The organism is bacterium (assembly GCA_021372615.1).
Classification (GTDB): domain Bacteria; phylum Armatimonadota; class Zipacnadia; order Zipacnadales; family UBA11051; genus JAJFUB01.
Window position 1 is genome coordinate 1 of record JAJFUB010000065.1, and the last position, 25,622, is coordinate 25,622.

Annotated in this window: 18 protein-coding genes and 4 tRNA genes; 17 read left to right on the plus strand and 5 right to left on the minus strand. The window is 67.1% G+C overall.

The window, feature by feature from the left end; all coding sequences use genetic code 11:
- Positions 1-219: 219 nt before the first annotated feature.
- Positions 220-2,847 carry a hypothetical protein gene (locus tag LLH23_09530; GenBank protein MCE5238720.1) on the minus strand — a complete coding sequence of 876 codons (2,628 nt, stop codon included), beginning with the start codon at positions 2,845-2,847 and terminating at the stop codon, positions 220-222.
- Positions 2,848-2,987: 140 nt separating this feature from the next.
- On the minus strand, positions 2,988-3,716 hold the full coding sequence (locus LLH23_09535; GenBank protein MCE5238721.1) for a DUF1559 domain-containing protein: 729 nt from the start codon (positions 3,714-3,716) through the stop codon (positions 2,988-2,990).
- Positions 3,717-3,814: 98 nt separating this feature from the next.
- On the opposite strand from LLH23_09535, the gene LLH23_09540 reads away from it, so the two are divergent.
- Positions 3,815-4,912 carry a hypothetical protein gene (locus LLH23_09540; protein MCE5238722.1) on the plus strand — a complete coding sequence of 366 codons (1,098 nt, stop codon included), beginning with the start codon at positions 3,815-3,817 and terminating at the stop codon, positions 4,910-4,912.
- 85 nt (positions 4,913-4,997) lie between these two features.
- Here the strand turns inward: LLH23_09540 and LLH23_09545 are convergent, their stop codons facing one another.
- Positions 4,998-6,557 carry a hypothetical protein gene (locus LLH23_09545; protein ID MCE5238723.1) on the minus strand — a complete coding sequence of 520 codons (1,560 nt, stop codon included), beginning with the start codon at positions 6,555-6,557 and terminating at the stop codon, positions 4,998-5,000.
- 83 nt (positions 6,558-6,640) lie between these two features.
- On the minus strand, positions 6,641-6,790 hold the full coding sequence (locus tag LLH23_09550; protein ID MCE5238724.1) for a hypothetical protein: 150 nt from the start codon (positions 6,788-6,790) through the stop codon (positions 6,641-6,643).
- Positions 6,791-7,166: 376 nt separating this feature from the next.
- Here LLH23_09550 and LLH23_09555 point away from each other — a divergent pair.
- From LLH23_09555 to LLH23_09570, 4 genes are all read left to right on the plus strand, one after another.
- A tRNA-Lys gene (locus LLH23_09555) sits at positions 7,167-7,242 on the plus strand.
- A gap of 17 nt (positions 7,243-7,259) precedes the next feature.
- Positions 7,260-7,334 (plus strand) — tRNA-Glu (locus tag LLH23_09560).
- Positions 7,335-7,348: 14 nt separating this feature from the next.
- Positions 7,349-7,424: transfer RNA gene (locus LLH23_09565), tRNA-Val, on the plus strand.
- Positions 7,425-7,451: 27 nt separating this feature from the next.
- Positions 7,452-7,527, plus strand: a tRNA-Phe gene (locus tag LLH23_09570).
- Positions 7,528-7,772: 245 nt separating this feature from the next.
- On the opposite strand, the gene LLH23_09575 is transcribed toward LLH23_09570, so the two are convergent.
- A complete protein-coding gene (locus LLH23_09575; protein MCE5238725.1) occupies positions 7,773-8,615 on the minus strand; it encodes a hypothetical protein in 843 nt (280 codons plus the stop codon).
- A gap of 252 nt (positions 8,616-8,867) precedes the next feature.
- On the opposite strand from LLH23_09575, the gene LLH23_09580 reads away from it, so the two are divergent.
- The 12 genes from LLH23_09580 (at position 8,868) to LLH23_09635 (ending at position 25,600) form a co-directional block, all read left to right on the plus strand.
- Positions 8,868-9,872, plus strand: a complete 1,005-nt coding sequence (locus tag LLH23_09580) for a uroporphyrinogen decarboxylase family protein (protein ID MCE5238726.1) — start codon at positions 8,868-8,870, stop codon at positions 9,870-9,872.
- 198 nt (positions 9,873-10,070) lie between these two features.
- Positions 10,071-11,057, plus strand: coding sequence for a pentapeptide repeat-containing protein (locus LLH23_09585; GenBank protein MCE5238727.1), 987 nt, complete (start codon positions 10,071-10,073; stop codon positions 11,055-11,057).
- Positions 11,058-11,165: 108 nt separating this feature from the next.
- A complete protein-coding gene (locus LLH23_09590) occupies positions 11,166-11,933 on the plus strand; it encodes a class I SAM-dependent methyltransferase (protein MCE5238728.1) in 768 nt (255 codons plus the stop codon).
- Between the two features lie 2 nt (positions 11,934-11,935).
- Complete coding sequence (locus LLH23_09595; GenBank protein MCE5238729.1) at positions 11,936-12,454, plus strand: hypothetical protein; 519 nt, start codon at positions 11,936-11,938, stop codon at positions 12,452-12,454.
- The gene (locus LLH23_09600; GenBank protein ID MCE5238730.1) at positions 12,445-13,422 is read left to right on the plus strand and encodes an acetylxylan esterase; all 978 of its coding nucleotides are present in this window, start codon (positions 12,445-12,447) and stop codon (positions 13,420-13,422) included. Before LLH23_09595 ends, LLH23_09600 begins: the two co-directional genes overlap by 10 nt.
- A 118-nt stretch (positions 13,423-13,540) precedes the next feature.
- On the plus strand, positions 13,541-14,539 hold the full coding sequence (locus LLH23_09605) for a uroporphyrinogen decarboxylase family protein (GenBank protein ID MCE5238731.1): 999 nt from the start codon (positions 13,541-13,543) through the stop codon (positions 14,537-14,539).
- 82 nt (positions 14,540-14,621) lie between these two features.
- A complete protein-coding gene (locus LLH23_09610) occupies positions 14,622-15,950 on the plus strand; it encodes a hypothetical protein (GenBank protein MCE5238732.1) in 1,329 nt (442 codons plus the stop codon).
- Positions 15,951-16,370: 420 nt separating this feature from the next.
- Positions 16,371-18,848 carry a DUF4838 domain-containing protein gene (locus tag LLH23_09615; protein MCE5238733.1) on the plus strand — a complete coding sequence of 826 codons (2,478 nt, stop codon included), beginning with the start codon at positions 16,371-16,373 and terminating at the stop codon, positions 18,846-18,848.
- 1,117 nt (positions 18,849-19,965) lie between these two features.
- The gene (locus LLH23_09620) at positions 19,966-21,486 is read left to right on the plus strand and encodes an arylsulfatase (protein ID MCE5238734.1); all 1,521 of its coding nucleotides are present in this window, start codon (positions 19,966-19,968) and stop codon (positions 21,484-21,486) included.
- 82 nt (positions 21,487-21,568) lie between these two features.
- Positions 21,569-23,335, plus strand: coding sequence for a sigma-70 family RNA polymerase sigma factor (locus LLH23_09625; GenBank protein ID MCE5238735.1), 1,767 nt, complete (start codon positions 21,569-21,571; stop codon positions 23,333-23,335).
- A gap of 23 nt (positions 23,336-23,358) precedes the next feature.
- Positions 23,359-24,687, plus strand: a complete 1,329-nt coding sequence (locus LLH23_09630; GenBank protein ID MCE5238736.1) for an FAD-dependent oxidoreductase — start codon at positions 23,359-23,361, stop codon at positions 24,685-24,687.
- 121 nt (positions 24,688-24,808) lie between these two features.
- Positions 24,809-25,600 carry a sugar phosphate isomerase/epimerase gene (locus tag LLH23_09635; GenBank protein MCE5238737.1) on the plus strand — a complete coding sequence of 264 codons (792 nt, stop codon included), beginning with the start codon at positions 24,809-24,811 and terminating at the stop codon, positions 25,598-25,600.
- The last annotated feature ends 22 nt before the right edge of the window (positions 25,601-25,622 follow it).

The window sequence follows — 25,622 nt, forward strand, 5'->3', positions numbered from 1 at the left end:
ATGGCGACCGCGAGGCCCAGGGCGATGATCATGCCCTGCTGCCCGCCGGCCCAGTCTCCCACCAGCACGAACAGCCCCGTCAACAACCCCATCAGCAAAACGGTCTTCACTTGGTTCATGGTTGAGGCAGCTTCACACTCCCGTGAGTCTTGAGACGTCAGTAGATTCAACGACTGGAGGAGACAGGTTGGTTTCTGCGGCGACCCTCCGGTCTCTCCGCTACGGCCCTGCCGTCGCCTCCTGCCACAGCTCCCACATCCGCTTCTGCTGTGGGTTCTCCGCCTGCTCGTAGCCCTTCAGCACCCGCCGCAGGCCCTCGGTCAGCCGGTCCGCCGCCTGGATGTAGCTGCGGTCCGCCGCCACCTGCGACGCCGGGGGCAGCGGTGGCAGCTTCCCCGCCCGCTCCAGCCGCAGCCGCTCGCGCAGGGCCTGCAGGTGCGCCACCACCAGCTCGGCTTGCTTGGCCTCGGCCGTCTCGCCGAGCTGCGCGGCCCGCATCCGCGTCAGGAAAGCCCCCGCCTGGGCATACTGGGCGCCGCGCGGCGAGCCGCTGCAGGGCGCGGAGGCCACCAGCTTGCCGTTCAGGACGATCCGCAGGCCGGCCTGGGCGTCGAACGTCGCCGCCACGTGGGCCCACTGGCCCGGCGGCAGGTTGGCGCCATAGCCGGCGTGTCCGCGTTCAGTGATGAGGCGGAGGCTGCTCTTGGGGCAGGTATCCAGCAGATAGCCGTCATCCACGCCGGCGGTGACGCGGTCAATCAGCCGTGCCCCGCTATCCGGCAGCACCTCCGGCTTGATCCATGCCTCCAGCGTGTACGCCGTCGTCAGCGTCAGGCGCGGGTCACACGGCACCTCCAGGAAGCCCTTGCCGGCAAAGCGCGCCACCTTGCCGCCCTCGCTGTCCACGATGGCCACCTCGCCCACCGGCTTGGCCAGCAGGTCCGGGTTCGGCGGATTGGGGCACGCGTCCCCGGTCGCGCGGTCGAAGAGGAAGTCCACGACCAGCCCGTCGGCCGCCTCGGCCCGGACATCAGCCGCCAGCGCGGCGATCTCCTGCTCCGACAGCGCGCGCTGCCACAGGCGGACCCGGCGCATGTCACCCACGAACAGGCAGCCGCCCGTGCTGTCGGCCCCCAGGCGCAGGGGCCGGCTGTTGCCCAGCGGGTTCTGCCACCAGCGCCCGACATCCCACAGCTCGTCATCAGCCGGCGGGACGGCGAGGGGCTGCTCGGCCGGCAGAGCGGCAAACTGCGGCTTCGCCCCGCCGAGGCAGATCGTGACCTGTGCTCGCTGCGGCAGCCGCTCGTATGGTAGCGTCACCGTGGTCCGGTCGAAGGTCTTCCAGGGCTGGCGGTTGACGTAGACGCCCGTGACAGGCCCGGCGCCGCGGGTGCTCAGATACAGGCGCTTGGCGCCGAAGCGCACCGGGAACTGCTGGTCGAGCGCCGTGATACCCGGGGGGATGTGCGGCGCGAGCACCAGGCGATCCGACTGGTAGAGGTACTCGAACAGCCCCCGCAGCATCGCCAGCGGCCCGCCCCACGAGTCATAGACGCAGTTGATGGGCTCCTTGGGCTGGTAGACGGCGTTGCCGAAGTCCGTCAGGTTGTTGTCGAAGCGGAACTGCCGGGCGAAGCCGAGGAGATGCTGGAGCGAGCGCCGGGCGTCCTCGAACCGGCCCAGCCGGTAGTACGCCAGGACCATCCGCGCCTCGCACGTCGTCCAGTGGCCGCCGTTGACCCAGCGCCCGAACTCCCACAGGCCCTTCGGCTCGACATACAGGTCGTCGAGGCCGGGACAGTTGGTGATGATGACATCGTGCGGACGCAGGCCCGGGATGCTGGCGATCTTGTCGTAGATGCGCCGGGCCTGCGCGTCATCCACCGCCCTGAAGGCGATGGCGTCATGGTTGCAGATGGCCTCGAAGTAGCCGTGCTTGTCCGCGCCATAGACGCCATGCTTCGTGCCGTCGGAGTCGAGGTACTTGATGAAGTAGCCCTCGTCGGTGGTCAGGTGCCGGAGGCCCTGGCGGGCGGCATCGCGGCGCCCGGCATACAGGGCCGCCTGGTCAGCGCGGCCCGCCAGCTTCTCCAGCTCGATCAGCCGGTCCAGGGCGGCGATGGTGGTCACCGAGAGGCCTGTGAGGTAGGCCCTATCATAGGTGCCGTCCGGCTTCTTGTAGCCGGCGTAGCTGGGGGCCAGTAGATTGCCTGCCGGCCCGGCCAGGAAGCAGCTATTGGCCGGGTCGCGGCGGCTCTCGAGGAAGTTCGCACAACGCTCCAGCAGCGGCAGGTAGTGTGCGAGAGCCTGCGGGTCGCGACTGATGAGAAGCTGCTCGGCCTGCAGCAGCAGCCCGGCGGCGGTGAACTCCATCCCCCAGTCGTGGGTATCCACGCGACCGTCGCCCTGTTTGTAGTAGATCCAGCCGGGGGCGGCCGCGTCGCACAGGCAGCCATCGGGCGCGACCCACTGCCACTTGCCCCCGCCCACGCGCTTCCCGTCGCCCATCTGGCTGAACCACAGGTCCTGCGAGTTCGCCAGGAACGTCGCGTACGGTTCAACGAAGAAGGGCAGGCCGCAGTAGCTGGGGCCATAGCTGTTCTGGATCCACCAGGCGCCCCAGGTCGGGCCCTCCACGAAGCCGCTCCAGGAGGGGTTGTAGAGCATCCCGAGGTTCTGCAGATCGGGCGACGGGTACAGCATCTGGTAGGAGGTGTCGAGCAGTTGGAGGTAGGCGGTATCGCCCTGGCCGGAGAAGAAGCGGCCGGTGAAGGCGCGAGCCGGGGCGCAGAGGCCGGCGTCCAGCCAGACGACCAGCAAGAGGCAGACCAGGAGGGCGCAGCGCACGAGGCATCACTCCTCTGGAGGCATGACGGGCTGGAACCGAAACCGCGACAGGGCGTCCGTCCGGGACGCCCCGCCGCTCTGCCACGATATCATGCTGCCCGGTCGCTCCGCAAGCGACGCGACAGCGGCGCGCGCTCCGGCTAACGCCAGGGCTGACTGGCGTGGATTTGCCCCCACCACGCCATGATGGGCAAGGCCTTGACGTGTCCGTCGAGGAAGCCGCAGTTGACCATGTTGTCGCCGCCCAGCCCGTGGGGCGATCCGTAGCTGCCCGCCTGCCCCGTGCTGCGGTACAGGTTGGCGGCGCCGCCCGGTTCATACCAGCGCAGGGCGTCCTGCCAGATGATGATCTCCACAGGCGCCACGCGGAGTGCCGACTCGGCCACGCCCTCGAGGGCGGGGGCAACTCCGCCATTGCTGCTGGTGATGCACAGCCCCGTCAGATAGGAGGTCGCATCGGTCGTGCTGGGGTCAAACGAACTGGACATGGAGGGACAGACCCACACCTGCCAGTTCTTGATGTACGGGTTGAGCCGCCAGTGGACATAGCCAGTAGCAACGGGGCCAGGCATCGTGATCGGGAGCGTGCCGGTCTTGTTCTGCGACCACGACTTCCAGCAGCAGCCGCCACCCAGTCCGTTGGTCACCCGGGGTCCTGTCGGAGTGTTTGTGACGAGAGGTAGCGTGTTGTCGGAGTCGGCCATGTACTGCAGCGTCGCCAGGCCGATCTGTTTCAGGTTGCTCTGGCAGCTCGCCTGGCGTGCCTTCTCGCGAGCCCGGGCGAAGACCGGGAAGAGAATGGCGGCCAGGATCGCGATGATGGCGATGACGACCAGTAGCTCGATGAGTGTGAAGCCGCGCCTACGCATGTGCTTGCCTCCAAGCTCTGCCAACAAGGGTTTTCCCCACAACTTCAGGAATTCGTCCGAGTAGGCTCCCATTCCTGCCGACAGAAGGAAGAAGACCGATGACCTCGCGTGAACGCCTCCTGGCCGCCCTGCGTCTGCAGCCCGTGGACCGTGTGCCGCTGCAGGTGCGCGGGGTGCGCTCCTGGGATGACCAGTGGGTCGCCACCCGCGACGCCAGCTATGGGCCGCTGATCGAGGCCGTGGCCGCACACGGGGACTATGTGGACGGCTGGGGCGCTCCGGCCGGGACCTTCTACTCGGCGACCCCGGTGCCGACCGAGGGCTGGACGGAAGATCGCGACGACTGGATCGCCCACTTCACGGTCTACCACACGCCCGGCGGCGATCTGCGCACCATGTCGCTGTCGAGCAAGCGCGGCCTCCCCGGCATGCAGATGGAGTTCATGGTCAAGGACCTCGCCGACCTGGACAGGGTCCTCTCGGTGCCCTACGAGCCCTCGCGGCCCGACTGCTCCGGGTTCTTCGCGCAGGCCGAGCGCATGGGGGAGCGCGGCCTCGTCATGTGCGGCATCCACAATGCCATCTCCATGCTGCACAATCTGATGGGCTCGGAGCTGCTGGCGCTGTGGAGCATCACCGAGCGCGCGCGACTGGTGGAGCTGCTGTGGCTCTTCCACCGGCGCTGCCTGGACCTGGTCGAGTACCTGGTCAGCCAGGGCGTCGGGCCGTGCTTCGCCATGAACGGGGAGGAGTACGTCACTCCCCCGCTGCATTCACCGCGCGACTTCCGCGCGTTCGTGGTCGAGCCGGAGCAGGACCTGGCGGCGGCCATCCACCGGGCGGGGCGCCTGCTGCACATCCACTGCCACGGCCCGCTGGGCGACGTACTGGAGGACTTCGCGACCCTGGGCGCCGACTGCCTGCACCCGCTGGAGGCCCCCCCGCTGGGCGATGTGACGCTGGCGGACGCCAAGCGCCGCATCGGGGCCCGCATCTGCCTGGAGGGCAACATCCAGATCGGGGACCTGTACGCGGGGAAGACGGCGGACATCGCGGCGCAGGTGCGGCACAACCTGCAGGTGACGGGCGGGCAGGGCTACATCATCTGCCCCACCGCCTCCCCGCACACGACGGTGCTGAACGAGCTGACCGTGCGGAACTACCTGGCGATGATCGAGGCTGCGGCGCAGGCGTGACGGCTGTTCGCTCTGTGTCGTACAGACTGGACGCCGAGCAGCGCGCTCGCCAACAGCGGCCCCCCCCGGAACAACGCGGGTGCACCTAGCGCTCCGCCGCATACTCCGATAGGCGCTCGATAAAGCGACTGACGGGAGCATCCGGGGTGCTTGCCAGAGCGAGTGCCATCTGGGTAGTCAGGTCGAACGATGCCGCATCGCGCACGACCACATCCGCAATGCATGCACCATCGCAGGTGTCTGTCGCGTCGATGAGAATGTCAAACAGAGGCACGTCATCATCGTCCCGTGCAGTGATCACCCACGTGAATCGAGGGAGGAAGGCAGGAAGGAGGCGTGCCTTCTCTGCGGCAGGCAGGGAGGCGTCCTGCCGCCATTCCCGCTTCAGCTCGGAGAGCATTCTCAGCTCGATGCCCCAGTTGGAGGCACGCGGTCTCGGCAGCTCGATGGCCTGCGCCAGCGCGGTAAGGAGACAGTGCAGGCGATCAACATCCCTGATGAGGTGTCTCGCGCTCAGCCTGATCTTGTGGTACACGGGAACCACGGCATATAGCGGAACCGCGACAACATTAGCGACCCCAGATCTCTCGCCATTGCCATCTAGCCAACTGGTCGTGAGCACAGTGTGCTCCGTCGGTTGTGTGTCACCCGATGCTTGCACTTCGGCGCTTGTCACGGCCATCCTGGCGAAGGGCCCAATCTGGTCATCATGCGCGTAGACCTTGCTCACCCGGCTGCCGCGCCAACAGCCCTCTAGGCTTGCACCAGTGCTGAAACCAGACAGAGTCACCGCATGCAGAGCGGGGCCCTGCGGCAGGTTCAGCAGTTCAACAAGCAGTACCACCGGAAGGCCCCCGGACAGATAGGCCTGCACGACGGTCTTGAAGTCGGCCTCTGGTTGGGCCGGGAAGCTGAACAGCTCCGCATCCAGCCCGACAGCACGGCATGCCTGGCAGATCTCCTCAGTGTTGAGGCCTTCCGATGGGAACACACGTCCGAGCCTCCCACTGGAGACAGCGGCCTGAGTAATCGCGGCCGGGGAGAGGATGGGGTGTTGGAAGAGCCGTCCAGTTGCCTGGAAGGCACTCCACAGCGCACTCGTGGCACAGGCCGCTACGCCATGGTCCTGTTCCTGGAAGGCCAACGATTCCACCGACAGCTCAATGCCAGCCACATGGGCCTTGTAGCCAACAAGTGCGGGGTAGTAGCGACGAGACCCGTCACCGTCAGGCGGGTAGGTCTTCAGACACGTACGACCAAAGAACATCTGCGGCAGTGGCTTGATGACAACGAAGCCCAGGTAGGCATTGAGAAGGAGGTCAGTGAGGCCCTGCCCCGATGCTCCGGCCACGATGCAATCTATCTGCTCCTGCGAGAAGGCCTCACCGAAGAAGTGGATGCGACTGCAGAACCTCTCGTAAGGGCGGAAACACCTGACGTAGTACGCGGCATGCTCCTCCAGGTAGTCCCGGTCGACATAGCGCGTCTCGACGATGAAGCACTTCGCTGCCATGGCCGTTAGGTAGCCACGCAGGTAGTCGTCCTGCATCTTCCTCTGCACGACAGACAGACCCGTCTGTGCGTGCTCTGCGATCTGCTGCTGCAGTAACTGGTGTTCATAGGGGAATACGACGAACTGGCTCATCACGCGCTACCCCCAGATGGCACAATGGCCGATCTGCAGCGATCGGCCATTGTGAGCTTCGTGCATCGCAACGGCGGGTGTACCTAGATGCTCACACGGCGTGTCATATCCTCTGGCCTCATGCGCAGACGCCGCTCTATCTGCTGAGCTCGCCGCGCGGCCTCCTTGGCGGCGATGCGGATCTTCTCCGCCACCTCTGGGTTCCTGACCTTCTCCATCGACTTCGCGTCCATGCTACTCCCCTCCCGCTTCTGTCACCAGCGGCCGCAGGCGTCGTTGCCTGGGCGTTGAGACATTGCCTGACACCGAGCAGGACTCACACAGAGAACGCGCGAGCGTGCGGCTGACGTGCTACGCGCAGCGTAGCACGTCAGCCGCACGCGAGTCAAGCAGGATGGTCACCGACAATAGGGAGTCACACCCCCCACTCGCAACAGTGACTAGCAGGCGGACCGCGGAGTCCTCACCAAAAACGGTTGACAGGCCCCCGGTGGCGCTGTATCATATCCATCCAAGCGCGGCCTGTGCCTTCAGGCGGCGCGCTTTGGTTGCAGCGGCGCGGCCCGCGCCCCCCTCGCGGCGAGGCGACTGGCCTCGCCCGGCAGGGACGGGCCGTTAGCTCAGTTGGTAGAGCATCGGACTTTTAATCCGAGGGTCGTAGGTTCGAACCCTACACGGCCTACCAGACGTCAGCGGCGCCATGGCCCCATGGTCTAGCGGTTAGGATACGGCCCTTTCAAGGCTGAGGTAGGGGTTCGACTCCCCTTGGGGCTACCACCAATCTCGTCGGCGGGCGGGTAGCTCAGCTGGTAGAGCGCATGCTTTACACGCATGATGTCACAGGTTCGAGTCCTGTTCCGCCCACCACATAGCACGTCGCACCCACACAAGGCTGGCTGGGTAGCTCAGTTGGTAGAGCAACGGACTGAAAATCCGTGTGTCCCCAGTTCAAATCTGGGCCCAGCCACCAAGCTCGCAGACTCGGCTCTCATGTGCCCGCGAAGGCGCTGAGAGCCGTTCTCGCTTCTGGTCCTGCGCGACCACTGCACCCCCATCCCCCGCGCCGTAGCCCCTGGCCATCTCTCGTGCGTCATGCTCGCCGGCAGCAGTCGCCCCTCGCGTTGCCGCGAAGGCGTCACGCGGCGCTGGAGCGTCACGCTGAGCACGGGAGGCGTGTGCGAACGGGAGATGTTGCGGAGGTCAGGGAGACGGTGCTCAGGTGCGGTTGTTGCGGGCGCGGCGCCGGCGCAGCGCCTCCAGGCAGCCGAGGCCCAGGCCGACCAGACACAGCGACCCGGGTTCGGGCGTGGCGGCCGTCTCCCCCCAGGTGAGGCCCGCGTCACTCGGATTGTGGTTGCCCGCTACGTCGGTCGTGATGAAGTTGTGGTCGGTAGCGTTGGCGATGCTGCCGAACTGGATCTGCCAGGTCTGGCCCATGGCCAGAGTAGTGTTCGCGGTCAGATAGGACCAGGAGATCGCCCAGTCCACGTAGGTGGTCGTGCCGAAGTTGGTGGTCAACTGACCGTCCACCGTGCGCAGGTAGCCGTCCCCGCCGGTGAGACTGAAGTCAGGGGGGGAGATCTTCAGGCCTACCTGACCGTCGAGGTCCTCCATCTTGGTGCCCGACCACTGGAGGTTCGTGGTGTTGAGCCGCTGCATCTCCAGGCCGTGCTGATTCAGGTCAGCGGACTTGGTGTCCCACGCGAAAGCGTAGTCCGGGCGGCCCGTCACGCCCTCGCCGGCGACGTCTATCAGTACCATCAGCGTGTCGTGATAGGTACCGGAGATGACAGTGCCCGTATCCACCCTCATGCGGAAGTACACGTAGGTCTGGTCGAAGGCCCAGTAGCCGCCGGGGTTGGTGGCATCGCCCACGAAGTCCAACTGCTCGGCCTGACCGTCGTCGGGGTCATTGAGACCGTTGAGCGGCAGCCAGATCGTGGGCCACGCGCCGAGGGGTCCCCCATACTGGTTGATGGTGTCACCGTGAGCCACAGCGGTCAGACCGACTGCCATGACAATGGCCAGACCGATGGCACGAGAGGGGCCTAGCAGCACGTCGGCATCTGCCTCCTCGGTGTAGGTGCAACGACCTCATACATTGTTACGTATCATAGGCATCCGCACAACCCATGTCAAGAGGCGCGAGCGGCGTCCGGGGACACCCGAACGACCCTCACCAGCGGCCCTGCGCCGCAGGTAACGGCCCGCCCCGCGGCGAAGCGCCCTCCAACACGGAGGGCTCCGCCTGCGCGCCGAGGGGCTCCCTCCGCGGCTGCCCATCCCGACGCGCAAGGGAGAGCCTTCCCCATGACCAACCGCGAACGCGTCATCGCCTCCTTCCGCCACCAGCAACCCGACCGCACCCCTTACGTGATCGGCTTCACCCAGAAGGCCACCGCGGCCATGACAGCCCGCTATGGCGACAGCTTCTGGCCGCTGATTGACAACGCCGTCCACGGCGTCGCCGCCCACCCGGGCCCCCGGGACATGTGGCTGTCGGACACGCTCTGGCAGGACGAGTTCGGCGTGCAGTGGGACCGCAGCATTGACCGGGACATCGGCAATGTGTGCAACCGCGTCATCCCCGAACGCAACCTGGACGGCCTGGACCTGCCCGACCCCACCGCGCCGGACAAGTTCGCGGGCATGGCGGAGGCCATCGCCGCCGGGCGCGCCGCGGGGCGCCTCGTGCAGTTCGGCATCGGCTTCTCGCTGTTCGAGCGCGCCTGGACCATGCGCGGGATGGAGAACCTGTTCATGGACATGATCGAGGCCCCCGACTTCGTGGATGAGCTGCTCGACGCCATCTGCGAGTACAATGTCGCACTGGTGGAACAGGCGGTCACGTACGACATTGACGCCATCCACTTCGGGGACGACTGGGGCAGCCAGCGCGGCCTGCTCATGGGCCCGCGCCTGTGGGAGCGGTTCCTCAAGCCGCGCCTGGCGCGCATGTACGGGGCGGGCAAGGCGGCCGGCAAGTTCGTCACGATCCACTCATGCGGCATGGTGCAGGAGCTGTTCCCCCAGCTCATCGAGATCGGCCTGGACTGCTTCAACCCCTTCCAGCCCGAGGTCATGGACCCGTACGAGATGAAGCGCCTGTACGGCGACCGGCTGAGCTTCTGGGGCGGCATCAGCACCCAGAAGCTGCTCCCCTACGGCACGCCGGACGAGGTGCGGGCGGAGGCCAAGCGGATGATGCGGGAGGTCGGCCAGGACGGCGGCCTGATCCTGGCCCCGGCGCACGGGATACCGGGAGACGCCAAGCCCGAGAACATGATGGCGCTGATTGAGACGGTGAATGAATAGATGAGGCGAAAGGGGGATGGCGAGATGCCGGGAGAGCAGCCGGACTATGTGAATGACGTGCCAGAAGGGTATGCAGGACAGAGGTGCCAGTTTGTCTTTGGTGCCGGGTGGGTCTACGACGGTCTGGAGGTACAAGGGCGGAAGTGCGGTCTCCCGACCCCAGGCACACGTTGCCCCGCGCACCGTGGGGACGCCGCGATGGATAGCGGAGGCCTGGGGGCGATCCAGACTGCCGTCACGGAGGGCGCCTATCTTGGTGAAGCGCAACTCGCCGAGTGCGACCTGACTACTGCTGCACTGCGCGGGGCACTGATGCCCCAGGCTGACTTCCGGTTCGCCATCCTTGTGCACGCTGACTTTGAGCACGCCACCCTGGCCTTCGCGCAGATGGAGCGCGCGAACCTCCTCATGGCCCGCCTTGTCGACGCCGGCATGGTCGGCGCCAGACTTGACGAAGCGAACCTGTCATCTGCAGACGCCACGGGGGCCGACCTACGATGCGCTGCATTCGGCGGCAAGGCCGACCTGCAGTCGGCGGTTCTTGTTGGAGCCGCTCTTGGCGGCGCAGGCTTCAGCTCGGAGGCTGACCTCGACGGAGTCACATGGTCGAGGCTCTACGTTGTCCCCGATGAGGACGAGCTCCCAGCGAGACCCCCGCGGGATCCTGTGGACTCCGCGCAGTGGTCCGGCACTCTGAGGGCCTGCGAGCGCACCTACCGCCAGATCAAGCAGAACTACGAGCATCATGGGCAGTACGACCTGGCAGGCCAGTTCTTCATCCGCGAAATGGAGTGCAAGCGCAAGCAGTCCACCGGCCTGCGCCGGGTCGCCTTCTGGCTCATGCGCGTGTTGTGTGACTACTTCGAGAGCCCCGGCAAGGTGGTCGGCATCGCCGTCGGCATCATCCTGCTGTGCGCTTGGTTCCACGGGTGGGCGGGGATCGTGGATAGCGGCGGGAACGCGGTGCTCGGGCCGGGACTGGAGTGGCCGAGTTGGGCCGCGATCAGTCAGTTTGTGTCGCGCGCGTTGTACTACAGCACGGTGACCTTCACCACGTTGGGGTACGGCGACTACCACGCGGCGAACGGCTGGGGGCGAGTGCTGTCGGCCGCGGAGGCGGCCACGGGTGCCATCCTGCTTGCCCTCTTCCTGGTCTGCCTCGCGCGGAAGTATGGGAGGGCGTAGCTCGAGCCGCCCCTCCGGGGCCTGCGGCGGGGCTCCCGCGCATGGCGGCGTTCTAGCGGCGCCTTGCGTGAGGCTATATGGCTGAAACCATCCGTACAGGAGGCAGCCATGACGACCGACCGGCCGTGGCATGACCAGGATCGCTTCTGGGAACTGCGCGCCAAGTTCATGTTCGCCGGGGAACGGTGGGAGCGCACACCGCAGGAGATTGACGCGGTGCTCGCTCTGCTCGATCTGCCCGAGGCCACGGACATTCTCGATCTGTGCTGCGGGCCGGGGCGGCATAGCCTGGAGTTGGCCCGCCGAGGCTGTCGCGTCACGGGTGTAGACCGCACCGTCCCGTACCTGAACGAGGCGCGTGAACGGGCGGCGGCCGAGGGGCTGGCGATCGAGTTCGTGCAGCAGGACATGCGCGAGTTCCGTCGCGAAGACAGCTTCGACATCGCCCTGAGCATGTTCACCTCCTTCGGGTACTTCGAGGACCCGGCCGACGACCGGCGCGTGATCGAGAACCTGTGCGCGTCACTGCGGCCCGGCGGGAAGCTGCTCATCGAGATGATGGGCAAGGAAGTGTTGGCAGCACGGCTGGCCAGCAACCTGCCCGTCAAGCGTTGGCAGGAGGCCGAGGGCATCCTGTTCCTGACCGACAGCGTCATCGAGCGCGACTGGTCGTGGATCCACAACCGCGAGGTCTACCTGGTGGGCGATGAGCGCGTTGAGTTCGATGTGGACCACCGCCTGTACTCAGCGGTGGAACTCAAGACACTGCTGACCGACTGCGGGTGCGGCGAGGTGGTGTGCTATGGGACGCTCGCCGGCACGCCCTATGACCAGAGCGCCACGCGCTTGATCGCCATCGGGACCAAACCACTCTGACCATGCCCTACTCCGAACTGCTCAATGACCTCATCTACACCACCCGCCATGGCGCCGGGTTCATTCTGCGGCGGTTTGGGCGGGTGGTGCCGGGCGGGGTGTATTTCGTCAATCCGGACGACCCCCTGGTGGACTTCACCTTCCCCAAAGAGGACCATCCGCAGGCAACCGACGAGGCACTGCTGGCGATGACGGAGCAGGAACTGCGGCGGTGGGCCGCGAAGCCGGAGACCTGCGCCGTGGCCCTCGCGGTCGAGATCGCCCACGACGGGCGGCGGGTCATGGCGATCCAGGCCGAGACCCGGGGCGAAGTGGCCGTCGTCCACTGCCCCCTGCGGCGCAAGCTGTGGTGGTGGGTGCTGGGCGAGGCCGAGGAGGCGGAGGGGCTGATCGTCGAGAGGTTCTTTGCGGACGGCCAGCCAGCCGACGGGCCGAGCGGAGGGCCGGATGATATCCGGCCCCTCCGAACGACAAACGACAGCGACGACAACGACACAGAGGAGAGCAACCGATGCCGCTGATTGACATGCCGCTGGAGCGACTGCATACGTACCAGGGGTTGAACCCCCGGCCTGCTGATCATGATGAATACTGGGAGCGCGCGCTGACTGAGATGCGCGCCGTGGACCCGCAGGTCGAGCTGGTGCCCGCGCCCTTCCAGGTGCCGGGCGCCGAGTGCTTCGACCTGACCTTCACCGGCGTGCGCGGGGCGCGGATCCATGCCAAGTACCTGCGACCGGCGACCGGCGTCGGGGTCGGTGACCCCTCCCACAAGCACCCGGCCGTCGTGCAGTTCCACGGCTACTCCGGCAGTGCCGGCGACTGGCATGACAAGCTCAGCTTCGTGGCGATGGGCTACTCCATCGCGGCGCTGGACTGCCGGGGGCAGGGCGGGGCCTCCGAAGACACCGGCGGCGTGAAGGGCAACACCTATCGCGGCCACATCATCCGCGGGCTGGACGACGTGCCCGACAACCTGCTGTTCCGGCATGTGTACCTCGACACCGCGCAACTGGCGGGCCTGGTGATGGACTTCCCCGAAGTGGACGCCACGCGCGTGGCGGCCATGGGCGGGTCGCAGGGCGGCGGGCTGACCCTGGCCTGCGCCTCGCTCGAGCCACGCATCGCCAAGGCCGTGCCGATCTTCCCCTTCCTGTGCGACTACCGGCGGGTGTGGGAGATGGACCTGGCGGTCGGGGCGTACGAGGAGTTGAAGACCTACTTCAAGCAGTTCGACCCACGCCACGAGCGCGAGGACGAGGTCTTCACCAGGCTGGGTTACATCGACTGCCAGCACCTGACCCCGCGCATCCAGGCCGAGGTGCTGATGGCGGTCGGGCTGATGGACACCATCTGCCCACCCTCGACGCAGTTCGCGGCGTACAACAAGATCACGTCGAAGAAGTCCACCGTGGTCTACCCGGACTTCGGCCATGAGGGTCTGCCGGGGTTCCACGACAAGGCGTTCCAGTTCATTTCGCAATGGTAGGACGTTCTGGTACGCCCGACACTCCTGTCGGGCGCACACCGGGTCGCCCGACACTCTTGTCGAGCGCACGCGAAGTCGCCCGACAGGAGTGTCGGGCGTACCAGACGGGAAGAGACCCATGACCAACCGCGAGCGCGTCATTGCGTCCCTGAACCACCGGCAGCCCGACCGGTGTCCGTATGTCATTGACTTCACCCAGAAGGCGCGGGCGGCCATGGACGCCGCGTATGGCGACAGCTACCGGCCGCTCATTGACAACGCCATCCACAAGGTGACGGCCAAGCTGGGGCCGCGGGCGCAGTGGCTGTCGAACACCGTGTATCAGGACGAGTGGGGCGTGCACTGGGACCGGTCGCTGGACCCGGACATCGGCAACGTATGCAACCGGGTGCTGCCCGAGCGCGACCTGTCGGGCTTCACGCCGCCCGACCCGTGGGCGCCCGACAAGTTCGCCACGATGACTGAGCAGATCGCCGCCGGGGAGGGCAAGTTCATCCGCCTGAGCATCGCCTTCACGCTGTTCGAGCGGGCGTGGTCACTAAGGGGCATGGAAGACCTCATGCTCGACATGCTGGAAGCGCCGGCGTTCGTGGATGAGCTGCTCGACGCCATCTGCGAGTACAACCTGGCACTGATCATGCAGGCAGTGCGCTTCCCGATTGACGCGGTGCACTTCCCCGACGACTGGGGCGACCAGCGCGGAGTGATGATGGGCCCGCGACTGTGGGAGCGGTTTCTCCAGCCGCGCGTGCAGCGGATGTTCGACGCGGCCAAGCAGGGCGGCAAGTTCGTCTCGATCCACTGCTGCGGCAAGGTGCAGGAGCTGTTCCCGCGGCTGATCGAGATGGGGCTCGACCTGTTCAACCCCTTCCAGCCCGAAGTCATGGACCCGTTCGAGATGAAGCAGCAGTTCGGCGACCGGCTGAGCTTCTGGGGCGGGGTGAGCACGCAACGGCTGCTGCCGTTCGGCACGCCGGAGCAAGTGCGGGCGGAAGCGCGACGGCTGATCCACGAGGTGGGGCGGGATGGTGGCTATGTCATCTCGCCGGCCCACCAGATCCCCGGGGATGCACGGCCGGGAAACGTGATGGCGCTGATCGAGACGGTGAACGGGTAGGCGGATGGGACGGACCACTGCACAGGAGGCAGACGTCAGGCTACATTGCGGCAAACTCTGTCCACGAAGAGGTGTCACCCCGATGTTGCGCTATCTGGTTCGGTTGGTGCTCTGTCTGGCGTTCGTGGTCGCGGTGTGCGCGGGGGTTGCTCAGGCCCAGGACCTGTCGGTGAGGATGGCGGACACGCCGGTGCTGGCGGCGCTGCAGGCGCTGTCGCTGCAGGCGGGGGTGAAGCTGAGCGCCCAGGACACCGTCACCGGCAAGGTGACGCTGAACCTGGAGCATGTCACGCTCACGGCCGTACTCGAAGAGATCTGCCGCCAGCTCGGCTGCAGGTACGAGAAGACCAATGACGGCTACGTGTTGCTCAAGGGGCAACTGACGGGGGCGGCCGCGACCCATGCGCCGGGCGAGAACCGCGTGGCCAACGGGGGGTTCGAGGCGGACCTGGCCGACTGGGTCGCGCTGGACGGCGGCGGGAAGTGCGAGATCGTGACCGACCCCGTCGCCGGCGGGCAGAAGGCCCTCAAGATCAGCGGGCAGATCGGCGACCGGCCGCAGGGCGTCCACACTTGGCCCAACGTGCGGCTGGCGGAGACGCGGCACTACCGCTTCCGCATGCAATACCGCACCGAGGGGCAGCCGCGGCTGGTCGTGCGGATGACGGCCCGGGACTACAAGGGCGGGGCCGAGCATCCGTGCCCGCCGCATTCAGTGGTCGCCGGGCTCTCGCCCGACAAGTGGTCCACGCTGGAGACGGAGTACTGGATCTGCGACCCCTCCGAGCAGGCGGACCTGATGATCATCATGCAGCAGTCCAGCGGCGCGGTGTGGGTGGATGACATCTCGTTCGAGCCGATCGAGTTCATCGGCGCGCAGGAGCCCGCGGCCACCGACTTGTCCTACAACGGCGGCTTTGAGGAGGGCGTGGGCGACTTGCCGTACGGGTGGTGCCCGGCGAACCCGAACCTCTGGCCGCTGGGCGCCGACACACGCGCGGTCTTCGGAGAGAAAGTCGCCTTCACCTGGGACCATGGCGTCGCGCACGGCGGCGAGTGCTCGGTTGCCATCAGCAACGACGGCGGCCCGGACGAGAAGACGTACCTGAACTGGCACCGCATACTGCCCCTGCGGGCTGGTTGCGACTACGACGCCTCGGTGTGGATCAAGACCGAGGCCGCCAACAAGGCATATCTCGTGATGAGCGCCTACACGCCATCCGGGCCGGCGAGTGGCGACAGCACCTCGGTCATCGCCGGCACGACTGACTGGACGGAGCACCGCGTCACCCTCCACCCCAAGGAAGTGCCGGACCTGGCGCACGGCCGACTGACCATTTTCCTCGTGCTGCGCGGGAGCGGCAAGGTCTGGTTCGATGATGTGAAGGTGACGGTCCGCCCGCGGAACTGAGGGAGGGGAACGCGATGGCGCTGATTGAGGCGGTGAATGGGTAGGGGGCCTGGCGGCCGAGCGTCCGGCGGACGCAGACGGCGACGACGACCGTTGGATGAGGAAGGGGCGGCCGGGGTCCCGGGCGTTGAGACGCCCGGCTGTGGGGTGGTGCTCTGCACCGCCGAGCGTCCTGCGGACGCTACCGCACGGCCCTCGCGGACTACGGATGCGACCGGCAGATGTGTCGGCTCCGGTCAGTGGGGGGGCGGGCCGTTCGTCCGCAGGACGATTGGCGGCCCGCAGGGCCGCCCCTCAGCCGGACACTTCAGTGTCCGGGAGGCGACGCACCCCCTCCCGGTCGAGCCGTTGCGTCCGCAGGACGCTCCGGCTGCCCGCGACGAGGGGCGATAGAGCACAGCCGAAGAGAGGACCAACCCGATGCGAACCCTCATGCTGACCATGGCCGTGCTGGGGTGTCTTGCGGCCGTCTACGCCGACTTCCCCGTCGTACAGGGCGGGCAGGCCAAGTGCCAGATCGTGCTGGGCAAAGGGGCCCAGCCGGTGGAGAAGGACGCCGCGGCTGATCTGGGGCGGTGCCTGAAGGTGATGACCGGGGTCGCGGTGCCGCTCGTGGCCGAGGGTGTGGAGCAGGCGGGTGTGCCCAAGATACTTGTGGGGCCGTGCGCGTTACCCGACGATGTGATGAAGGCCGTGGCAGGGCGCGACTATGGCGGCTACATCATCCGCCAGGTCGGGGCCGATCTGGTGCTGCGCGGGCCGAGCGAGTATGGCAGCTCGAACGCCATCTACGGACTGCTGGAAGACACGCTGAGCTGCCACTGGTACATGCCCTCCGAGCTGTTCGAGAGCATCCCGCAGCGCGCCGAGGTGGTGCTGCCGGCGCTGGATGTCGCCGTGAACCCCGGCTTCCGGTTCCGCTACTTCAGCGGCGTGTCGGAGGGCGGGATCTGGCAGTACCGCAACCGCCTCGACCGACCGGGCAACCCCAACGCCCCGTTCCTGGCCCAGGGGCATATCCTGTACGCGCTCTACCCGCCCAGCAAGTACGGGAAGACCCACCCGGATTACTACCCGCTCATCGCCGGGAAGCGCCATGTGAACAGCGACGACCAAGACCAGTTCGGCCAGCCGTGCACGAGCAATCCCGAAGTCGTGCAAGTCGCCGTGGACACAATCAGCAGGTTCTTCGACACCCACCCCCAGGCCCACACCCACTCGCTGTGCATCAATGACAACAACACGTGGTGCGAGTGCGACGCCTGCCGCGCGCAGGATGTCGAGGTGCCGCGCTTCCGCGGGCGCACGATCTACTCGGACCGCTACTACACCTACGTCAATGCCGTGGCGCGCGGGCTGGCGGCCAAGCACCCCGACCAGTTCCTCGGCGTGTTCGCCTACGCCGGCGTCGAGCCGGTGCCGGCGAAGATCGCGAAGATCGAGCCGAACGTGTACGTGAGCATCACGCAGGACTGCTCGCAGCACTTCGATGCCGCCTACCGGCAGACGGACTATGACTTCATCCGCCAGTGGCAGAGCAAGGCGGCGCATGTCGGCAAGTACGACTACTACGGGCTGGGGGCCATCATCCCGCGCTACACGCCGCACCTGATCGCCCGGGACATCCGTCACTCACAGCAGGTGGGGTTGGAGGGCTTCCACTCGGAGGCCTACCCGCTGTGGGCCAACTTCGGGCCGCAGATCTACGTCGCGGCACAGATGCTGTACAACCCGAAGCTCGACTGCGACAAGCTGCTACGCGGGTACTTCGCCGACCTGTATGGCCCGGCGGCAGGGGAGATGGCGGCGCTCTACGAGACCTTCGAGAACGCCTGGATGAGCTACGAGCGCCCCGGCAAGTGGTTTGAGGGCATCAGCAGCATGGCCGAGCAGATCAGCATGTACAAGCCGGAGCACCTCGCGGCCGTCCGGGCGCACCTGCGACGCGCCAGGCAACTCGCGGACAGTGATCTCATTCGCCAACGCATCGCGTACGTGGACCAGGGGCTGGAATACCCGTTGAATGCCATTGAGGGCTGGCTGGCGGCCGAGAAGCTGAACACGATGCGGATCACCGCCGCGAACAGCGCGGAGGCGGTGCGGCTCATCAAGCAAGTCAACCGCTGCGTGGACGAGGCGCCGCGGCTGTGGCAGCGCAGCATCATGGACGACCCGATCAGCACCAACTGGTACAAGCAGGGCGCGCGGCCCACGGTCATCGGGCAGTGGGTCAGCCACTGTCAGGACGCCACCATCGGTGCTGTCACCGAACTGGCGAACAGCAACGCCCCCGGCGACGTCCTGGCCGACGTGCTGGCCGGGCTGAAGGGCACCGACACCGAGACGATCATGCGCGTGTACCAGGGCGAGCTCGACGCGCAACCGAGCCTGCTGCCCAACGGCTCGTTCGAGAGCACCGAGGGCGTCAAGGACGACCAGCCCACCGGTCCGGAGTGGACCAGCGAGGGCACGCCGCCGGGATGGAGCACCTGGAAGATTGACCCGTCCAAGGGCAAGCTATACCTCGACGCCGGCAAGCCCCACGCGGGCAAGCTGGCGGCCGCGATCCAGGGCGGCGACTGCGTGTGCTACATCACGACCGTGCCCGTGGAGGCAGGACGGCGCTATGCGGCCTGGACCTACGCCTTCGCCGAGAAGGCCGACCCGAAGCGCCGGACGACGCTGGAGGTGCGCTGGCAGGATAAGGGTGGCAAGTGGTTCAGCGGGGGTCTGAACACGCTGACGGCGGTCCGGCAGCCGGGGCGATGGGAGCGGCTCGTGAGTGTCGTCACGGCGCCGGAGGGTGCGGCGAAGGCGGTGATCCTGCTGGTCGTGTACGACATGCCCGAGGGCGAGAAGGCGTGGTTTGATGATGCGAGTGTGGTGGCGGTGGAGTGAGGGGAGGCACGGCCAGCGGGGCTGGCCGTAGCACCCAGGCGCGGCTATGGCAACCAGATCCAGCACTTCGCGCAGTGCGTGCTCGGGGCAGACAGCCGTTCCCGAGCCTATAGGACGGCTGGCGGAATCTCGTGGTAGCGCAGTGCCTCGTGGGGTCGTACCAGGGGCGGAGGGTGGTGGCGGTGGCGCCGCACGAGACCACGCCCATGGACCCCGCGCGGCGCAAGCGAAGCGTCGGCTAGGGACGAGACACTCGCAGTCCGGCCTTCTGCAGCATGATACCACCGTGTATGTCAGGCCGAGTGGAAGGTGAGGTGGTTGCACCAGGTTCGCAGCGCAGGTCGGCCATCCCGCGGAGATCCCTGTTGGGAGATGATGAACGTGAGCAAGGGTCATGAGCCGTGCATGCGGTGTGGTAGGCAACGAAGCTTCTTTGGCTGGGGGTGGCACCAGGGCGTCTCCCTTCCGCCCAACGCCGGGAAGCCCGAGTGCTATTGCCCTGGTTGTCTGCGCACGGTACAGCAAGAAGAACGAGAGGCTTGGGCCAAGGAGAGAGATGAGCGCTGGCGCAATCTGGGAGAGGACACGTACCGGTTGGAGACCGCGACCTCCCAGGGCCTGGTTAGCACCCGTGCCAGTGGCCGCTCAATCACCGAGGTGCGTGTTGAGCTCTCCAGCCAAACTGATCGAGCAATCCGGGTTGTCATCACTCCGGGCACGGTCTTCGTGTCCGGAGGTTCGCATCAGAGCATGGCAGTCAGGGCTGAGAAGACGGTTGGGCTTGGAGCGCGTTGCACCCAGCGGGTGGACGTTCCTGCGGCGTGCATCCACCCAGAGCGTCCAATTCCGAGGGCGGGTGACGGGTTTGCCTCTCTGGACACCTGCTCGGACGAACTGGGACGCTTCCTTGAGGCGGCGGCACAGGATGCCGGAATGGTCGTGCAGGCGGGAGTGTGGGCGATCACGGATGGGTATGACGCGCTCACGATACAGAGTCGGCTCAGACTGAGCGATGGGCGGACCACTCGCGTCGCAGTCTCCAATGATCACATCCGCAGGGCACGTCAGATACTGAGGCGCTTAGGCATCCCCAATCGGCTGTAGCGATGGAGGCATCATGCCCGACCAACCTCGTCCCAACCTCCTCCTCCTCATGACCGACCAGCACCGCGGCGATTGCCTGGGCTGCGACGGCAACCCCGTCCTCGAGACGCCGTACCTGGATGAGCTGGCGGCCAGTGGCACGCGCTTCACGGCCGCCTACACGGCCTGCCCCTCGTGCATCCCGGCACGGGCATCGTTGATGACCGGGATGGACCAGTGGCACACTGGCGTGCTGGGCATGGGGCGGTCGCGCAGCAACATGACCACCGCCTATGCACACACGCTGCCGGGTGAGCTGGCCGCTGCGGGCTACCACACCCAGGGCATCGGCAAGATGCACTTCCACCCACAGCGCGCGCTGTACGGCTTCCACAACACGATCACTGATGAGAGTGGGCGGATGCCCGACAGCGACTACCGCCGCTGGTTCGAGGCGCACAAGAACGGGCCGTATGGCTATCGCGACCACTCGATTGACTGGAACTCGTGGATGGGCCGGCCGTCGCACCTGCCCGAGCACCTGCACCCGACGTGGTGGACAGCACAGCAGGGGATTGACTGGCTCAACCGCCGCGACCCGGAGAAGCCGTTCTTCCTGAAGGTCAGCTTCGCGCGGCCACACTCGCCGTACGACCCGCCGCAGGCGTACTACGACATGTACCGCGACCAGCAGATGCCGCGGCCGTACCTTGGCGACTGGTGCGGCATGCACGACCTGGACAGCGACGACACGAACGCCTGGCGGTCGCACCGGTCGGACCGGGAGATCCAGCGGTCACGGGCGTGTTACTACGGCAACGTGACGTTCATTGACCACCAGATCGGGCGGCTGATCTACGAGCTGCGGCGCGAGGCCCCCGAGGTCTGGCGCAACACGCTCATCATCTTTACCTCCGACCATGGCGACATGCTGGGCGACCACCATCTGTGGCGCAAGACGTACGCCTATGAGGGCTCGGCGCGCATCCCGATGATCGTGCGCCCGCCGCTGACGTGGGACTGCCCGCGCGGACAGGTGCGCGACGAGGTCGTCGAGCTGCGCGATGTCATGCCGACCTTCCTGGAGGCGGCAGGGGTGGCCATACCGGAGACGGTGGACGGGATGAGCATGATGCCACTGGCCGGGGGTACAGGCCCAGTAGGGCAGGCGGCCTCGCCTGCCCGCGCGGGCGAGGCCGCCCGCGCTACCGGCGCCAACTGGCGGGAGTACCTCCTCGGCGAGCACGATTGGTGCTACTCGCATGAGCAGGCCAGCTACTACCTCACCGACGGCCGGTACAAGTACATCTGGTTCCCGTATCTGGGCGCCGAGCAGCTCTTCGACCGGGCCGTGGACCCGGGCGAGGAGCATGACCTGGCGCCCGACCCGGCCGGGGCCGAGCAATTGGCGCGCTGGCGGCAAGTGATGGTGGACGAACTGGCGGCGCGCGACTGCGGGCTGGTGGCGGACGGGAAGCTGGTGACGCTGCCGCTGGATGTCGCCATTCGCAGCCCGCACCTGTACGAGTACGGCTGCTCCCCCGCTGCCAACTGACGGTGACACGCCGTCGAGGGGGCACGCGCATGGAGATTCGGCGTCCTGCCGCGTCCTTTGGGTCAGGAAGGAGCAAGGCGCGGTGATTGCCGATCTGGTGCGACGGGCCCAACGGGGCGAAGCCGAGGCGTACACGCAACTGGTGCGTCAGTTCCAGGATGCGGTATACGCGACGACCTATCAGGTTGTGCTGGACGCCGAGACGGCGCGCGATCTGGCCCAGGAGACGTTCGTGCGGGGCTATCAGGGGCTAGGCGCGCTGCGCCGGCCCGAGAGCTTCCCGGCCTGGATCATCCGCATCGCCCGCAACCTGGCGACCGACTGGCTGCGCCGGCCCGAGCGGCGGTGGCTGCCGCTAGAGGCGGCACCACTGACCGAGACCGACCCCGCGGCCGAACTCGCCACCCGCGACCTGGTTCTCCGCGCCCTCAGTACCCTTCCTGCCGAAAACCGCCTCGCCCTCTCGCTCTTCCTGGTCAACGGCTACACGTACCAGGAAGTGGCGCGACTGACGGGTGCGCCGCTAAGCACCGTCAAGGGGCGCATCGAGCGAGCGAAGGGCAAACTGGCACGGGAGGTCTTTGCGATGGTCGAGGACACACTGAAGAGCGGCGCACCGGACGAGCAGTTCACCTTGGAGACGGTCAGGGAGAGCCTCCAGCAGGGCCGGGCGGCGGCAGACGCGCAGGACCTGGCAACCGGGCGGGCCGTGGCCGAGACCGCCCTGGAGACGTTGGCGGCACACGCGGCACGGGGTGCGGAGGCCGATGACCTGCGGGTCGAGGCACTTGGGCTGGTGGTCCAGTCCACTCACTTCGCCGACCGGGAGCGCTGGTGTCAGGCCAAGCGCGAGTTGGTGCGGCTGGCCGAGGCGCGGGGCGACGAGGCGGCCGTGACGAGGCACCTGTACGACCTCGCCCTCTGGGACCGGTCTCTGCCCGAGGACGAGCGCGAGCAGATCGCCCAGCGGTGCCTGGACGCCCTCCGTCACAGCGGCAGCCACGAGCCGTTAGTGCGGGTGCTGTACTGGCGCGGGTGGCACTTCCTGATCCGCGGCGAGCCGGAGCAGGGCTTCGCCCTGCTGCAGGAGGCGCGTGAGGCGTTAGTCGGTGTGCCGTACAACGAATGGCATGCCTGCCTGGAGGCCTCGGCCGAGTTCGAGCGGCTAGCCGGGGAGCAGCTCGACGTGGCGCGGCGGGTGGTGTGGGGCGCCGGCTGCAACATCCTCCGCGTCGAGGGCGAGCGCATCGTGCATCCCGGTCAGCCCGGCTCCAGTTGCCACAGCGGCATACCAGCGGAGGCGGCCAAGTTCCACGAGCCCTTCTGGGGGCTGGTTGAGCAGACCGACTGGTTCCCCTACGTCGGGCCGCAGCCGGGCTATGTCGAGGAGCAGTCGGCCTTCTCGTACACCCCGACCCCGACCCACATGCGCATCTGGCTGGAGGCGAGCACCGAGACGATCAGCACCCCGGCCGGCGACTTCCGCGACTGCCTGCTGATGCGCGTGACGCGGACGGAGTCGCCGCTAGATGCCGGAGTGGACAGCCCGCAGCGCCGCACCAACCGGATCGTGTGTGGCGAGAAGTGGTGCTGGTTCGCGCGCGGCGTCGGGCCCGTGGCCTATCGCGCCGAGCGGGCCGACGGGATCGTCGAGCACGCCGTGCTGTCGGCGTTCCACTGCCCCGAGTCGCGCGAGGAGTGGATGCCGCTGGTCGTGGGCACCCGGTGGGAGTATGTTCCGGCCGAACCGGGAGAGGATTTCGATGCCCTCATGGTGGAATGGTTAGGTCACTGCAGTGCGGATGGCACGTGGTACCAGCCGCACACGCAGATCGGCAACCGCCACTGATCCACCGGAAGAGGACACAACACATGGACCTGCAATTCAGCCGCACCATTCCCGTTCGTCATGAAGTGGATGTACTCGTTGCCGGGGGTGGGCCGGCCGGTGTGGCCGCGACCGTCGCCGCGGCCGAACAGGGGGCGTCCGTCTTCGTCGCCGAGGGGCACACATGCTTCGGCGGCATGGGCACCGCCGGCCTGGTGCCGTGGTTCTGCAAGTTCGGCGACGGCGTCCACTTCCATGCCGGGGGCGTGGGGCGGCGCATCTTCGATCTGCTGCACGAACGCGGCGGCACCAGCAGCCCGCCGGGGTGGATGTCACCCGCCATCCGCGCCGAAGTGCTCAAGCGCATCTACGACGACCTCGTCGCCGACAGCGGGGCAGCGTTTACGCTGCAGACGCAGATCATCGGCATCGAGCAGGACGGGCCGCGCGTGACCCATGCCATCTGCTCGGGCAAGAGCGGGCTGTTCGCCATCGCCGCGAAGACCTTCGTGGACTGCACGGGCGACGGCGACCTGTGCGCGTGGGGCGGGGCGCCGGTGGAGAAGGGCGATGCCGAGGGCGGCATGATGGCCGGGACGCTGTGCAGCCTGTGGAGCGGGATTGACTGGGAGACGGTCAACCAGGCGCGCAGCGAGGGCCTGCGCGACGACAGTCGCTGCGCCGAAGCCGGCGACGACGGCGTGTTCACCATCCCCGACAAGCACCTCCCCGGCATGTGCATGACCAGCGCCGAGGGCGTCGGCGGCGGCAACATCGGCCACACCTTCGGCGTGGACGCCACCGACGAGCGCTCGGTGACCGAGGCGCTCGTGTGGGGCCGCAAGCTCGTCGTCGAGTACGAGCGGTACTACAAGGAGTACCTCAAGGGCTACGAGCAGATGCAGCTCGTGGCTACCGGGTCGCTGCTGGGCATCCGTGAGACGCGGCGCATCATGGGTGACTACGTGCTGGTGCTGGATGACTTCCAGAGGCAAGCGGTGTTCGAGGACGAGATCGGGCGCTTCGCCTATCCGGTGGACATCCACGCAGCCACCAGCGGCGAGAAGGCCTACGCGAAGTTCCTCGAGGAGTACACAGCCCTGCGGTACAAGGCCGGCGAGAGCTACGGCATTCCCTACCGGGCGCTGGTGCCGCGCAACCTGGACAATGTGCTGGTGGCGGGCCGCTGCATCAGCTCCGACCGTTACCTCCAGTCCTCGGTGCGCGTCATGCCGGGCTGCTACATCACCGGACAGGCGGCGGGCGTGGCGGCGGCGTTGGCAGCCGCCGGGGCCGGCGACACGCGGCAGGTGGATGTCAGCGACCTGCAGGGACGGCTGAAGCAGATGGGTGCGTTCCTGCCGAATGCGTAGGGCGACTGTGGGGCGGGGCCTTGTGCCCCGCCCGCAACGGCTGCCAGCAGGATGCTGGCGCTCCTACGACACTCGGCGCGATGAATCGCGCCACTACGACGACTCTCCTGCGGAGGATGCGATGAAGATCTCGATCGCTTCGTACTCGTTCCACGGCCTGACGGGCCAGGGCATGATGGACATCTTCGGCTACCTGGAGACGGTCAAGTACCGCTACCGCCTGGACGCGGCCGACATCTGGTCGGGGACGCTGGCGGCCGGCCTGTCGGTTCCGGCCTATGACGCCGAGCACCTCAAGCGGGTCAAGGAGGCGCTGGACGAGCGCGAGATGGTCGTGGCCAACTACCATGTGGACGGAGTGCATGTGTGGGAAGACGATCCGGACAAGCGCGAGCACAACTATCGCGAGGCGCTGGCGCACCTGGAGGCCGGGGCGTTCCTGGGGGCCCAGACGATGCGCGTTGACATGGGCGGGGCGGGCGACACGTTCACCGATGAGCAGTTGGCCTTCGTCGCGGGCCGCTACCGCGAGTACGCGCAGTTCGCCGCCGACCATGGCTTCACCGTCGGCCCCGAGACGCACTGGGGGCCGTCGCTGAACCCCGCCACGCAGCAGGCTGTCCACGACGCGGTGAACCACCCGGCCTACGGCGTGCTGCTGCACATTGGCCACTGGATCGAGGGGCATGAGGAGGAGGGGGACGCAATGGCCGCGCCGTGGGCCAACCACACGCATGTGGATGCCCGCATCACCCGCACGTGCCTGGAGGAGAAGATGCGGCTGCTACTGGCCGCGGGCTATGACGGCACCTGGGGCGTGGAGCACCACTCGGCGCAGCGCGAGTACGCGGAGGTCGAGTGGCAGCTCGCGGAAGTGAAGCGATGTGTGGGGAGGCTGAAGAGCGAAGACTGAAGACGAACGACCCCAAGGCAGC

What these genes read in the sequence shown, in the direction of transcription:
- LLH23_09535 (MCE5238721.1), bottom strand. Translation starts at nt 3,716, where the DNA reads ATGCGTAGGCGCGGCTTCACACTCATCGAGCTACTGGTCGTCATCGCC.
- LLH23_09540 (MCE5238722.1), top strand. Translation starts at nt 3,815, where the DNA reads ATGACCTCGCGTGAACGCCTCCTGGCCGCCCTGCGTCTGCAGCCCGTG.
- LLH23_09545 (MCE5238723.1), bottom strand. Translation starts at nt 6,557, where the DNA reads ATGAGCCAGTTCGTCGTATTCCCCTATGAACACCAGTTACTGCAGCAG.
- LLH23_09550 (MCE5238724.1), bottom strand. Translation starts at nt 6,790, where the DNA reads ATGGACGCGAAGTCGATGGAGAAGGTCAGGAACCCAGAGGTGGCGGAG.
- LLH23_09580 (MCE5238726.1), top strand. Translation starts at nt 8,868, where the DNA reads ATGACCAACCGCGAACGCGTCATCGCCTCCTTCCGCCACCAGCAACCC.
- LLH23_09585 (MCE5238727.1), top strand. Translation starts at nt 10,071, where the DNA reads ATGGATAGCGGAGGCCTGGGGGCGATCCAGACTGCCGTCACGGAGGGC.
- LLH23_09590 (MCE5238728.1), top strand. Translation starts at nt 11,166, where the DNA reads ATGACGACCGACCGGCCGTGGCATGACCAGGATCGCTTCTGGGAACTG.
- LLH23_09595 (MCE5238729.1), top strand. Translation starts at nt 11,936, where the DNA reads ATGCCCTACTCCGAACTGCTCAATGACCTCATCTACACCACCCGCCAT.
- LLH23_09600 (MCE5238730.1), top strand. Translation starts at nt 12,445, where the DNA reads ATGCCGCTGATTGACATGCCGCTGGAGCGACTGCATACGTACCAGGGG.
- LLH23_09605 (MCE5238731.1), top strand. Translation starts at nt 13,541, where the DNA reads ATGACCAACCGCGAGCGCGTCATTGCGTCCCTGAACCACCGGCAGCCC.
- LLH23_09610 (MCE5238732.1), top strand. Translation starts at nt 14,622, where the DNA reads ATGTTGCGCTATCTGGTTCGGTTGGTGCTCTGTCTGGCGTTCGTGGTC.
- LLH23_09615 (MCE5238733.1), top strand. Translation starts at nt 16,371, where the DNA reads ATGCGAACCCTCATGCTGACCATGGCCGTGCTGGGGTGTCTTGCGGCC.
- LLH23_09620 (MCE5238734.1), top strand. Translation starts at nt 19,966, where the DNA reads ATGCCCGACCAACCTCGTCCCAACCTCCTCCTCCTCATGACCGACCAG.
- LLH23_09630 (MCE5238736.1), top strand. Translation starts at nt 23,359, where the DNA reads ATGGACCTGCAATTCAGCCGCACCATTCCCGTTCGTCATGAAGTGGAT.
- LLH23_09635 (MCE5238737.1), top strand. Translation starts at nt 24,809, where the DNA reads ATGAAGATCTCGATCGCTTCGTACTCGTTCCACGGCCTGACGGGCCAG.